This is a genomic window from Spirosoma arboris, from assembly GCF_009754945.1.
Taxonomy (GTDB): Bacteria; Bacteroidota; Bacteroidia; order Cytophagales; family Spirosomataceae; genus Spirosoma; species Spirosoma arboris.
The window spans coordinates 252,195-264,934 of record NZ_WPIN01000011.1 but is presented as its reverse complement, the minus strand read 5'-3'; the positions used below and the strand labels follow the sequence as shown (position 1 = coordinate 264,934).

14 protein-coding genes are annotated in these 12,740 nt (G+C 36.9%); 5 read left to right on the top strand and 9 right to left on the bottom strand.

Going from position 1 to position 12,740, the window contains the following annotated elements; all coding sequences use genetic code 11:
* Nucleotides 1-68 precede the first annotated feature (68 nt).
* Both GO755_RS26410 and GO755_RS26405 read left to right on the top strand, forming a co-directional pair.
* Nucleotides 69-3,218 carry a TrlF family AAA-like ATPase gene (locus GO755_RS26410; protein ID WP_157588307.1) on the top strand — a complete coding sequence of 1,050 codons (3,150 nt, stop codon included), beginning with the start codon at nucleotides 69-71 and terminating at the stop codon, nucleotides 3,216-3,218.
* A 77-nt stretch (nucleotides 3,219-3,295) separates the two neighbouring features.
* Nucleotides 3,296-4,051 carry a hypothetical protein gene (locus tag GO755_RS26405; protein WP_157588306.1) on the top strand — a complete coding sequence of 252 codons (756 nt, stop codon included), beginning with the start codon at nucleotides 3,296-3,298 and terminating at the stop codon, nucleotides 4,049-4,051.
* 192 nt (nucleotides 4,052-4,243) lie between these two features.
* Here the strand turns inward: GO755_RS26405 and GO755_RS41570 are convergent, their stop codons facing one another.
* The 3 genes from GO755_RS41570 to GO755_RS26395 form a co-directional block, all read right to left on the bottom strand.
* Nucleotides 4,244-4,459, bottom strand: coding sequence for a hypothetical protein (locus tag GO755_RS41570; RefSeq protein ID WP_227687090.1), 216 nt, complete (start codon nucleotides 4,457-4,459; stop codon nucleotides 4,244-4,246).
* Nucleotides 4,460-4,522: 63 nt separating this feature from the next.
* On the bottom strand, nucleotides 4,523-4,819 hold the full coding sequence (locus GO755_RS26400) for an ATP-grasp domain-containing protein (protein ID WP_157588305.1): 297 nt from the start codon (nucleotides 4,817-4,819) through the stop codon (nucleotides 4,523-4,525).
* Between the two features lie 307 nt (nucleotides 4,820-5,126).
* A complete protein-coding gene (locus tag GO755_RS26395; RefSeq protein ID WP_157588304.1) occupies nucleotides 5,127-5,921 on the bottom strand; it encodes a hypothetical protein in 795 nt (264 codons plus the stop codon).
* A 315-nt stretch (nucleotides 5,922-6,236) separates the two neighbouring features.
* On the opposite strand from GO755_RS26395, the gene GO755_RS42200 reads away from it, so the two are divergent.
* Complete coding sequence (locus GO755_RS42200) at nucleotides 6,237-6,419, top strand: hypothetical protein (RefSeq protein WP_157588303.1); 183 nt, start codon at nucleotides 6,237-6,239, stop codon at nucleotides 6,417-6,419.
* Between the two features lie 113 nt (nucleotides 6,420-6,532).
* On the opposite strand, the gene GO755_RS26385 is transcribed toward GO755_RS42200, so the two are convergent.
* Nucleotides 6,533-6,982, bottom strand: coding sequence for a hypothetical protein (locus tag GO755_RS26385; protein WP_157588302.1), 450 nt, complete (start codon nucleotides 6,980-6,982; stop codon nucleotides 6,533-6,535).
* 574 nt (nucleotides 6,983-7,556) lie between these two features.
* Here GO755_RS26385 and GO755_RS26380 point away from each other — a divergent pair.
* The gene (locus GO755_RS26380) at nucleotides 7,557-7,958 is read left to right on the top strand and encodes a LytR/AlgR family response regulator transcription factor (RefSeq protein ID WP_157588301.1); all 402 of its coding nucleotides are present in this window, start codon (nucleotides 7,557-7,559) and stop codon (nucleotides 7,956-7,958) included.
* A 170-nt stretch (nucleotides 7,959-8,128) separates the two neighbouring features.
* Nucleotides 8,129-8,530, top strand: a complete 402-nt coding sequence (locus tag GO755_RS26375; RefSeq protein ID WP_157588300.1) for a LytR/AlgR family response regulator transcription factor — start codon at nucleotides 8,129-8,131, stop codon at nucleotides 8,528-8,530.
* Nucleotides 8,531-8,768: 238 nt separating this feature from the next.
* On the opposite strand, the gene GO755_RS26370 is transcribed toward GO755_RS26375, so the two are convergent.
* From GO755_RS26370 to GO755_RS26350, 5 genes are all read right to left on the bottom strand, one after another.
* Nucleotides 8,769-9,158, bottom strand: a complete 390-nt coding sequence (locus GO755_RS26370; RefSeq protein WP_157588299.1) for a hypothetical protein — start codon at nucleotides 9,156-9,158, stop codon at nucleotides 8,769-8,771.
* A 510-nt stretch (nucleotides 9,159-9,668) separates the two neighbouring features.
* Nucleotides 9,669-9,863, bottom strand: coding sequence for a hypothetical protein (locus tag GO755_RS26365; RefSeq protein ID WP_157588298.1), 195 nt, complete (start codon nucleotides 9,861-9,863; stop codon nucleotides 9,669-9,671).
* A gap of 756 nt (nucleotides 9,864-10,619) precedes the next feature.
* Complete coding sequence (locus GO755_RS26360; RefSeq protein WP_157588297.1) at nucleotides 10,620-10,844, bottom strand: hypothetical protein; 225 nt, start codon at nucleotides 10,842-10,844, stop codon at nucleotides 10,620-10,622.
* 261 nt (nucleotides 10,845-11,105) lie between these two features.
* Nucleotides 11,106-11,480 (bottom strand): LytTR family DNA-binding domain-containing protein, encoded by a 375-nt coding sequence (locus tag GO755_RS26355; RefSeq protein WP_157588296.1) that lies wholly within the window; start codon nucleotides 11,478-11,480, stop codon nucleotides 11,106-11,108.
* Nucleotides 11,481-11,698: 218 nt separating this feature from the next.
* On the bottom strand, nucleotides 11,699-12,733 hold the full coding sequence (locus tag GO755_RS26350) for an alpha/beta hydrolase family protein (RefSeq protein WP_157588295.1): 1,035 nt from the start codon (nucleotides 12,731-12,733) through the stop codon (nucleotides 11,699-11,701).
* Nucleotides 12,734-12,740 lie beyond the last annotated feature (7 nt).

Genomic DNA, 12,740 nt, shown 5'->3' with positions numbered 1-12,740 from the left:
ATAGGTTACAAATAAGGGACAAATTATTAATAGAGCATCTGCCTCAAAGTATTTAAAATCCAGAGTTAATGGCTTTTTCAGATATTGGTTCAGTTTGGAGAAAATGGGATTTACATGTTCATACTCCTTTTTCAGCTTTAAATAATGGATTCGGTTCTAATTGGGACGTATATGTAAAAAATCTTTTTAATGCAGCACTCCAAAACAACATTCATGCTATTGGGATTACGGATTACTTTACCATAGAAGGGTATAAGAAATTAAAAAATGATTACTTAAATAATCCAGGCAAACTAAAATTTTTAGAATTTGATGATGAAGAAATAAATCGGATAAATTCAATATTAATTATACCAAATATTGAATTTAGACTCGATATTCTCATTCCAACAAAAAAAATAAATAATAGGATTAATTTTCATGTTTTATTTTCAGAAGAAGTACCAATAATAGATATAGAAGAAAATTTTTTACACGAGCTTGACTTTGTTTACGAAGGTAATCCTCAGAGTACGGATGAACTTCGTAAGCTTAGAGTTTCTAATTTAATTAGCTTAGGTAAAAAACTTAAATCCGAGCAGCAAGAATTTAGAAATGATTCAGATCTAGTAGTAGGTATGACTACTGTCGTTGTTAATGCTACGCAGATTTGTAAAGTGCTAAATAAAAATATTTTCAAAGATAAATATGTACTTGCTATACCTGCTGATGAAGATTTAAATCAAGTTGATTGGAGAGGCCAAGGTCATAATACAAGGAAAGTATTAATTCAGAAATCAGATTTCTTAATGGCCTCTAACCCTAATACAATTGCATGGGGACTTGGCCAGAAAGCAACTGATATTGTTAAAGAATTTAAATCAATTAAGCCAAGCATATGGGGTAGTGACGCTCATAACTCTGCTGAATTATTTGTAAAAAATAGAGATAGATACTTATGGATTAAGTCAGAGCTTAATTTTGATGGATTAAGACAAATTATTTACGAACATAGACGTGTATTTATTGGTATAGAACCTGAAAATAAAAAACATGTTGAGCTTAATACGACAAATTTTATAGATAGAGTTAAGGTAAATAAGATAAATAATGTAAACTTAAATGAAGAATGGTTTGATAATATTGACATACAATTAAATCCTGGCCTTATTGCCATTATCGGTAATAAAGGAAGTGGTAAAACAGCATTAGCAGATATAATCGCTCTCTGTGCAAATGCAAAAAAACCTAAATCATTTCTTAATAGCGAACGATTTAACAAATCGCCAGAATATAAAGGGAAGCAATTTAATGCTACAATACATTGGCGCGATGGTAAAATAAATAATGTAACACTTTTTGATAGCCCTTTAGAGTCTAGCCCTGAAAGAGTAAATTATATTCCTCAAAGTTTCTTAGAAAAACTTTGCCTTCCCGAAACTAGTAAAGGCCTTTTTGAGAAAGAAATTAGGAAAATTATATTTTCTAGAATACCTAATGAGAAGCGACTTAACAAAAACTCACTAGATGAAATAATTAGCTTTAAAACTGAAGCAATTAGAAATAATATTGAGCAAACTAAATCTGAACTAAAATTATTGCATGATGAAATATTAGAATTGGAAAGTCAAAATAAACCTGAATATAGACAAGAAATATATGATAATATTGATGCTGTAAATAAGAAAATATTAGTATTAATTGAGAAAGAACCAATTGAACCTAGTTATGTTCAAAGTGCAAATGTGTCAGAAGAAAATATTCAAATTAATAACGAAGTAAATGAATATAGAGCCTTACTTGAACAAATTGATGAAGATATTGATCAAACTAATCACGAGAGAGAACGACTATATCTTGAGATAGAAAATATTAATAAATCGATTCAGTTGTTCTCATCTTTTAAAGACTGTATAAATAGATTTGTATCACAACAGAAAGGTTTTCTTGCGATTAATCATATTGATATTGATTCAATATTTAAGTATAAATTAGATTATAGTGAACTAGAAAAACTATTGCATAATAAGAAAGACGAGTTAGAAGTAATTGAAAGTAAATTGGATTCTTCAATAGTTTTTGATGAAAATTTTTATTTAGAAAATGAAAATTATGTTGAAGACTATAGACCTACTCGAGCTGTTAGTTTATATAAAATTAAAGCTGAAATTGAAAACGATCTCACTATTTTACAAGATAAGTTAGATCAACCAAGTAAAGAATATCAAGGTTATTTGGGTAAAGTTGCTAAATGGAATCAAGACTTAAGCGATTTGCGTTCAGAACTAAGTAAGTTGGAGGCTGATCGGGAATATGTTAATTTTATACTTGAGCACCTATTAACTCATTGTTATAAACAACGTGAAGAACTCCTTGTAAAACTATTTTATCAGAAGAGTGAAATTATTGCTGTATATAAAGAGTTGTATGAGCCTGTATTAAATTTTAAAGAAAATTATAAAAAACAACTAGCCTCATATAAAATTGATTTTGATGCTGCGTTTGCCGTAAATGGATTTGCTGACAGATTTGATAGCTTTATTAATTATGCTAAATCAGGAAGTTTCTACAGCAGAGATATTGCAAGTAAAAAAATAAATAATTTATTGAACGATACTAATTTCAATGATATAGATGGAGTTGTTAATTTTGTTAATAATATAACTAGAGATTTGCTTTATGATACTCGAAATGAAAAATTCTTTGTTGCAAAGAATATTCAAAGTCAATTGAAGTCAAATGTTAGACCGGAAGATGTTTACAATTATATATATGGTTTAGAATATTTAGAACCTATTTTTCAACTAAAATTAGCAGACAAAGAAATTTCATCTTTATCTCCAGGTGAAAGAGGAGCACTTTTGCTTATTTTTTATTTATTGTTGGATAAAGACCAATTACCATTAATTATAGACCAACCTGAAGAAAACTTAGATAACCAAAGCATTTTTTTGGTTTTAGTGCCTTTTATTCAAAAGGCTAAGGAGACTAGGCAAGTTATATTAGTGACTCATAACCCCAATCTAGCTGTTGTTTGCGATGCAGACCAAGTTATTCATGTTAAAATTGACAAAAATGATAATTATAGGATTACTTGCACGGCTGGGTCAATAGAAAACCCTATTATTAATGAATTAATTGTGGAAGTATTAGAAGGCACTTTCCCTGCTTTTGATACTAGAAATTTAAGGTATGGTGTAACGAGGTCGCGTCTGTATAGAGTAAGTAATCGTGAATAATTGATGATCTTTTAAACTGTCAACTTTTGAAATTTATTATCTTACTTACTGTTCTACTTTAAACAAATTTAAATATTATGACACACGAGCAGAAAAATGAAGCTTTATTAATTTTAGGTTTAGGCGTAGCTAAAACTATAGAGAACTACACAGAGAATGCTTTACTCACTAATTCATGCTTTATTGCTGCTGATAGATATGCATCACTCACTACTACAAATGGCCTATCTACTACTCTTAACATTCCAATTGAATTAAGACTCGATAATGAAGTTGATGTTCAATTTACAAATGAAGAACTTGTGAGTAAATATACATCTGACGTTTTAAATATTATTTATAGAAATTATTTAATTGCTTCTATCTCACTGGTTGATGCGACTTTGGAGGATTTATATGAGTATTTTATACAAATGATTGATCCAAATATATCCGATTTAGATCTAGAAAAACACATTCGAAATTCTTGGACAAACGATAATTTGTTGAATTTCTTTATTGATCCTGGGAAAGTAAATTTAAAAAAACCTGAAAGTATGAATATGGGTTTCGTTGAGGCATTTATTCGATACTATGAGTTGAGAATAGTAAGACATACACTATTACATTCATCAGGAAAGCTATCTGATAAAAACCTTTCGAAACTTCAACTGTACCTTGATAACACTCCAGTTGAAAGACAGGGTTTTGCACTAATTAAAGTACCAATATTTGATGCTGAATGGAAGATTAATTTAACTATAAATCATGTGCTTTCTATTAGAAAATATTTAGATAGATTTTTAATGTATATTTTTAAATCCGTTGGTGAATGCGAAACTTTGCCTGCATAATGATCGGTGAAATAGGCTTTAGAATATTTATATTCTAAAGCCTATTTCACCGATGGAAAGAAAGGGCATTTGAAGTTATTTAGGTGAGAATAAATTACTTCAAATGAAATTGATTAGCCTTCTCTTTAAGAATATTTTCAAATATGCATTATAGAAAGTTGTTAGCTCGGTTTTAGATGTTTTAATATTTAACTAGATTCTGCCAAATTTATTTTTGAAAAAAGTTAGCATTCCTCCTTCATTGTAATTTAAGTTCCCATTAATTTCCTTCGCTAACAAATCTCGGTAAGTGTTTACTGATATTACTTCGCTTACCTCCTGCTGCTCGTCGTCTTTATCATTTTCTGGCAATTGTATAGGTGCCGGTGTCGTCTCGTTCTTTTCTGATTTTATTTCAATGTATTTCACCAGATTTTCAAAGTGATTCTTTTTTGTTATGTCGATAATACCTGTGCCTGGGTTGCCATTTACCTATGTTACATAAGTATGTCCCATCTTTTCACGGATCAAATCCACTCCAGCAAACTCTAGTCCTACTGCTTTGGCTGCTTTGATGCAAATATTTGTCTCTTCAGCGCTTAAGTCAATTGTACGACCATATCCACCTTTGGATAAATTCGCCCTAAAATCGCCTTGGCTGGCCGTTCGCTCCATTGCGGATACTACTTCATTTCCAATCACAATAGCACGTATATTGGTAGGCGTGCCACTACTGCTGTTATGGACCTTGACGAAGGGTTGCGAGCCGATGAGCTGTTTGGCAACCACAGGTAAACCTCCAGCTTTCTCAAAGGCAACGGCTACATGGTTCGGCCATAAGCCAGGAAAAAAAATAGTTGGCCCAAAGTATATTGATAGACGTCATGCAAAAGTACTTGAGGCAATTGGCCTACAGGGAACCGGCCAGGACCTATATAATTGAAATCATACCGGTGCGATCGCCCTTTGGGAAGCTACTCAAGATATTGATTTGATTAAGCGCCAGTGTCTCCACCGCGATATAAAACAGACAAGAACTAGGTTAAAACGGATACAGCCCGTTTTAACCTAGTTCAATAGGGGCCCAAAGCATTATTTAATAGGACTCATAGGTAAACGTCGTTATTCCACTCTGATTCCCATTTACCGTCGTGGTGAGCTTAGTCGGTAATCCCTGTGCATTGTATTCGTAGGCATAGGTCGTATTGGGTACTGCCCCTCTCCCCGCACTCTGAAGCGTTAGGATGTTGTTTCTGGAAAACCGCAAACGTGCATTAATTTGAGGGTCCAGAAGGCCGTAAAAAGGATTGATTTTATCGTCGTAGGTAAAGGTGTTGGTATAAACATCACCATGACCTGCCGAAGTAAATACATTCTCTTTAGTGATGTTCTCGCCCGTATACTCATAAGAGGCACCATTGATGTCGGGAGCATCTGAAAAATCTGAAATTCTTGTTAAACGCCCAGAGGTATCGAAGTCATAGGTATACTTACGTACCGGTACATTGAAAAAAATCTTTCCAGTGTTGAAACGCCCGTATTCTGTTGCTAAAAAGCTAGTATTACTGAGCACTGGCGGGAAAACAATAACAGTACTGTTGGCTTGAGCACTATTTCTGATATAAAAAACATTGGTGGCATATGGGTCGGAGTCGGTGAGGACTCGTTGAGGATCGCCATGCATAATACTACTTGTGATCTGATTACGGGTAATAGAAGCGGGTTGATTCTGACTATCATAGTTGTAGGTAACCAAGGTTGTACCGTCGTTCGTAGTCTTTAACCGCAACCGTACCGGAGAGAGAGAGCCGCCCAGCCGATGGTCGTTGCAACTAAATAGGGCAATGGGTACTAGTAAAAGAATAAACCAAGCTTTGTAAGTAATTTTCATAAGAAATGGTTGATTGTGCGATGCAAATTAAGTTTAATTAGGAATTCAGACGCTGTGACGTGATTTGGTAATACTTTGATAATAGGATTAGGGCTAAGATGATAAAGTACTAGTGGGTTAAAAAGAATAGCTAGTAGCAATAGGCGATCACTACACGTCTTTATAGGAGGAAGTTTTAAAAGGTAAGGGCTTACTTTACACTTTCCACAAAATGAACTCATCCATCACCGCGCGGGCGGCCCGTCTGATCGACACCGTCAATATTGTAGTTTTCAGTACATACGGAAATTACAGGGAGCAGACATTTCCATTAGTGTGACTCAACACGGCGATCCCTATGAGAATGCTATGGCTGAACGGGTCAATGTGGGGCCGCCCGTGCGGCATTCTGTAGCTCATTTAACGGATCAACCATTAAAGAAACATTGGAAGCCCAAAGTATACAAACGAGGCAAAGGCATGATCTCTACCGAACCCCAAAACAACATTGACCAATAATTACTCCCCAAAAACTGACAACCTAATTTCAGGGCAATGCAGATTATTTTACGAGTGTAGTTCCATCATAACACTTGTAACAAGTAGAAAAACGCAAATTTTATGAATACTAATTACTGACTGCGAATTGCTGCCGATAGCTGCTTGCTATAAGCTTCTTTATAAAGACCGCTCCGGGTACAAATATTAGTTTCAAAAAAACGATGCTCATTTATAGGTTTATCCCCCTTGAGATTGGCCGTGGAGAAAACTACTATTTTACTATGGACTTTAAATCGGATACCACAACTTGCTTCGTTAAGATTAGTCAAAACGACTACTGTATCAGGTCGCACATTGCCCTTAAAGATTTTTTTGACCTTAATTAAATAGGCTCTCATTTGGCCCGCCCCCAGGTCAGCATAAGATTCAGCTAGTACAGTTCCTGTAAAAACAGCCGGTGTACTTTCTATACTTTCCTTGATTGTGCGATTTACAGCTATGCTACAAGTACATCCATAGCTATTACTAATAGCTAGCAGAGCCATTAAGAACCCGATACATGTTAATGAACAGAGATTCATAAAACAGTGTGCAATGTTTTATATAAGTGAAGGTTATGCTAACCGATTGGTTTAGATCTATTCATTTTTTCATTTGGCGATCTATTTTCCGACGTTCTTTCCGATACCAAAAGAACAAACTTATAGTAAACCATGCATTTTTTAACCAGCGCTTTATTAACGTCCATTTTAAATTCATTTGGTTAAATACTTAGGATGAAAAGCTAATTATGTAGTTGGAGAAGTGTGTATATGATAAGCTAAAGCAAGAACTCATAGGCTGCTACTCCCATTTTACGCCAAACTATATGGTGTTGATTTTTGCTTATAACTATCTGATTTAAAATATAATATAAAAATAACAAACCGTATTCACAAGTTGTAAAAACGGTTTGTTAGGTTCGATACACGGTGGGAGCAGACCAACCTATTCATCGACAGTTGACTAGTCAAACCGTTAAATAAAGTCTATAGGATTAACTGAAGATTCTTTATTACTGAAACAATAGTGACATAAATAATAAATCTGTTTTGTCGTATACTGCGTAGTCATATATGATAATTATACTTTCCACTCCATTGATTTATTTCTATTATGAAGCGATTAGCTGCTGCTCAAGTACAGCATAAGTTTGACCCGGAAAAGGTCATCTATTTAACCGGGGACGTTAACTACTGCACCGTGTATCTGCTTAATGGCAAGACCGTTTTAACCAGCCGAACGTTAAAGTGGTACAATGATCGATGGCCTCAGTTTATGCGCGTCCACAAGGGTAGCCTGGTTAACCCGGAGCAGATTCATAGCTGTGTCGTGGTTTCCTCCATTGTCGCGCACCTGATTATGCGGAACGGGGCTCGTCTTCCTATCGGCCGAAGGCGGATTAGTGAAGTGGTAGAGCAATTAGGTATTGACATGCCTAAGGCTTCGGGGACCACTACCCATGTGATCAAACCGGAATGGAATACCTTCCTGCCAGCCCAGGCCCGAATTGCCTAAACTTGAGAAAGTTTAATACTCCTCCTTATCCGTTGCTAAAGCCCTATTGGAATATTAGAAGATTTTATGTTACCGATTAAATATAATGATAAATTATAAAGTAATTATTGCTATACTTAGGTACCATATAGACCCCTATTGGCCCACCTATCTATTTAACAATACCGTTTATGAAACAATTATTTGCTGCTCAAGTACAGCATAAGTTTGACCCGGAGAAAGTCCTCTATTTAACTGGGGAAGTTAATTACAGCACAGTGTATCTACTTACTGGTCAAGCCGTTTTAACTAGCCGAACGTTAAAATGGTACAGTGATCGGTGGCCTCAGTTTATGCGCGTCCACAAGGGTAGCCTGGTTAATCCGGAATACATTCATAGCTGTATCGTGATTTCCTCAGAGGTAGCTCACCTGATTATGCGAAATGGTGCACGTCTTCTCATTGGTCGCAGGCGAATTAAAGCAGTTGCCTACCAACTAGGCCTAAACTTGCCAGAAAAGCGTCTGGCAAGTACGCATCTGATTAAACCGGAATGGGATTGTTTTGTGCCAGCCCATGCCAAATTTGCTTAAACAAATTAGCAAAAGCCTGACCGACCTGGTCGGGCTTTTGTGTTTACAATGATGTTTTGCTCATAACCAGTGGCATTCCAAATGCACTGATGGCTGTACATTACTGGTCATAGAGATATAGTCTCGAACCCGGCATTATGTATGGATATGAACCTATTGCTAGCTTCTGAATCATCTTAAACAAAGCAAGCGGTCTTATCTGGTGGACCGCTCGGGGGTATACGTAAAGTATAGCTTTCTAATCTAATACAGTCTCGGAATCATCATCCATGACATAACCCCAATCTTTGACCTGCTCGAGTAGTTTACTCATCTGAGTAGGCTCGGGCTCACTGGCCAGAAAATTGGGCCAGAACGTATAGAAATCAGGAAATTGGCTATCCTCACCGATAAAGGTCTGACTTAATTCATCCAGATGCTGTTGGCTAATAGCCTCGATGGGCATAGCCCAGGGGTTTTCTCCCGTTTCAGCGATAAAAATAGATCGTAGTTCAGCGACCAGGTCGGGGAGGATCTTCTGGATGCTGTTCACTTGCATCTGTTCAGGCGGTACAACGGTCTGAGCATAGGTCAAATCAGCTAATGTATTGGCCAGCTGACCTACGCGTAACACGTTTTTAGTTTTCATCACAAGTAATATTGTTTAATTAGAGTGTCAGGTTGATTGAGCTATGGAGTTACTGCTTAAAGTACCCATTCATAATCATACATTTATTAATGTAAAGTCTTTATTTATTATTCGGCGAAATAGAGCTTTATTCAGTTTTAACGGGCAATTCAGACGATTCGAGAAGATTGTCAACTGTAATTCTTATCGTCAAAGGCGATAATCAACTAAAGAGCATTTCCCCACACTCGGCTTCAGAATTAATCGATTTGGTCGCCCGGCTATACCTATTGCCAGAATCAGCAGGAAGCTATTGCATGATTTAATAAACTAATCTCTAGCTCACTTCCAGATTAAGTAAGCAATTCATTGGGCTCGACCTGAGTTGCGGTGAAAAGTTGTCTAGTGGCAGAGCAAGCTTATAATTATATCTATTAAAGATTAGTTATGCGATTATTGGTAACATAAAGTGTAGGTAATTGGTAGTTTTGTATTATTTTTGATTACCTCCTAAACACTTTCTCAACAATGTTACTTGCCATAGCTTTTCTTTTTGGAATTGCCGTTGCCATTCCTATGGTCTTCATAGAGGCTGGCTTTACGCTTAAAGAGCGATGCCCAGAATGCAAATCGATAAAACATATTCGGATTCACCGACCTGCCTGGGCTAGGCAGTTCCCGATGAAACGGTATTGCTGCAACCGCTGTCGCTACAAGTTTTATCACGTTTTTGCCACTCACTAATCAGAGGTTCATTAATTTTACTGGCTGCCATGAATCGGCTCAACACTTTGTGGCCGTGTTCATGGCTTTTTGTTTTGTCTCCGGTTGCGATCAGTGATAGTACTTACCCTACCTATTAATAAATAAGTGCCTCATATTAATAAATAAGAGCTTCATATTGCGATGATTGGAGGACTTTTAGCGTATCTAAAATACCATCTAACTTCCTCTTAATCATGACATTCCAACTTCCTCTACTGCTTGGTGGTGGCAGCCTGACGCTGTTCTACCTCTTACGAACATTTACCAACAAAAAAGGATGTCCCAGATGTGGCAATCCTCATCCAGACCGCAGGCGCAGGCCAATGCCGATGAAATTTATTCCCTGTAAAGCCTACCATTGCCTATCGTGTGGGAGACGGTTTTACCAGCTAGGACTATAGATTTAATTTGAGACCGATAAATGAAAGTTTTTTGCGCATTTTATCGAGTTTGCCAGAATCCCGTTTGGCGGTTGCTGATCGGGATTTTTCATAGCTTTTTAACCTACCTTTTACTCCTTATTTATTCAGCCCGACTTGCTTTGGGCCATGAAAACGATTCGCAAATCACTGCCTATACCCGGTCCATGGACGCTTATTGCCCTTATCTCTACTGCGGTCTTTTGGTTAGTTGCTGAAAGTATTTGGAAACTGATTTTTTGACCCCGATTGGCTTAGATCAGCCAACATGTTTTATGGGCATGTAGAAATAGAGGTATCAGGCTTCTTCCCGTAAAAATCTGATGGAGAACTCACCAACTTCTTTAATCATTTTTACCGGATCCGTCGAATAAAAATACTCGATTTCGTGCCTGGGATCTAAAAACAAAGTCGATGATTCAGCCAGCGGAAATTTACTGTAAAACATTCCATCGCCAAATTCTGCCTCGATCACTCGCCCTTTAAAAGAAAGTTCGACGAATGTAGTTAGTGGAAATTCCATTCTCAGGCGTATCAGCTCAGATTAAGTCATTCAAAATGAACAATATTATTAAGCATAAATACTTATTTTCCTACTATTTGTTTTGGCGTTTATTATATAACTACTTCTAACGTATTTGGTAGAGATTATTTGTCATATAGCTGATAATCAATTAATTGTAATGTAAAATTGACGCTAATCATTAAATTGCTAATAAGGATATGGGCGTATTTTTACTGATATTGCCGCTGTAATTTTGGCTTCTTATTTAGTGCTTTAACGTCAAATGCCTTCTTCTGATTTAATCAGGTAGCTACTTTGGGTGGAGTAAGTAGATAACTCAATGCCTAATTGGTCAATTACTGGAATGATACGCCTGCGACTTATTGGGAGACGAGCGCCGTCACTCATGATCAGATGCGCTACAATAGGAGAAGCCACAACACAACTATAAATGTGTTGGGGATTGACAAGGTGGCCTTTGTGAACACGCATAAATTGGGGCCACCGATCACTATACCACTTTAACGTCCGACTAGTTAGGATGACGGTTCCATTAACCAGATGAACTGAGCAGTAATTAACGTCTCCAGTTAAATAAAGGACTTTTTCCGGGTCAAACTTATGCTGAAGTTGAGCAGCAGCTAAGCGCTTCATGATAGTTCTGGCAAAGAATAAAATGCCAAAAATATCATATATAAAACTATTTACAAATCAGCATCTTATGAGCGGAACTTATTGGTTTGTAAGTGGCAGCTATTGATTCATAAACGAAGAAAGAGCGTACATGGATTTAGTAAATATACTCACCTTATTTACTAAAATATAGCCTGAAAATGTCACGTGGAAATTAGTCGCCATTACGAAGAAAAAGATCACCGCAATTTTAGTTTGTTTCTGAAAAAATCTACAGATAAATCAATAACCTGACCATGAATTTGGTGCCGATCGACCGATTTGTCATCTGTAAAATAGATTGGATCTGATTTTTTTAGTTCTTCGATGGCCTCGCTTAGCATAACATAATGCCCAGTTTTACCCGGAAACTCATAATACCGGGAGCCTCTTATAAGTTTGTGAAAGTGGCGGGCATTGGCTACTACTGGTGCAATACTATCGCTTTGTGAGCCAATAATGTAAATAGGAGCTTGTATGGCCTTGACTTGTTCTGACTTGGTGAAGCCTTGTCCGAGAGCTGGTGAAATAGAAAAAAAAGCCTTTATCCGATTATCCTTTAACGGAGGAGTTTCTTTAGCAGCCTCTGCGAGAGTAGGATCATCTACATATGTTGAAATGCCCGGAAGCTCAGGTATCTCCAATTCATGGCGGCCGTTTGTTTTGTAATAGGTTAGCAACGTAGTAAAATTGGTGACGGCACCAGCTAAGGCAATGACAGTATACCCACCGAATGAAAAACCTAGTGCCCCTATTCGACTAGAGTCAATGACTGCTTTGAAGCTTTCGTTTTGCAACAGGGAGGTTAGCGCAAAACTAATATCTAGTGGCCGCTCCCATGGTTTTAAAAATTCAAGTGGGATTTTGTTGTCAAAGGTATTGCCATAGTGATCAACAGCGGCTACCATAAAGCCTTTTCGAGCTAATCCCTGTGCCAGCCACTCAAGCGTAAGTCTACCACCACCAGTACCATGCGAAAATAAAATGAGCGGGAGTTGTCTGGTTGGTAATTGGCCATTCCGTACGGTAAACTGTCGAATAAATGGAGAAAAGTACTGATCACTCTTTTTAAGTGTATCGGCAGTAGGGTACCATACTTCCGTTTTCACGAGTCGATGGCGCGATGGATCGATAAATGAAAAAGTCTGTTGGCCAATATTGGTGCTTTGTTTGACCTGAGCAAAGCCAATCGAATGAGTGGCCAGTAACAATCCGATAATAAGTTTCTGGAGCATGGTTTCT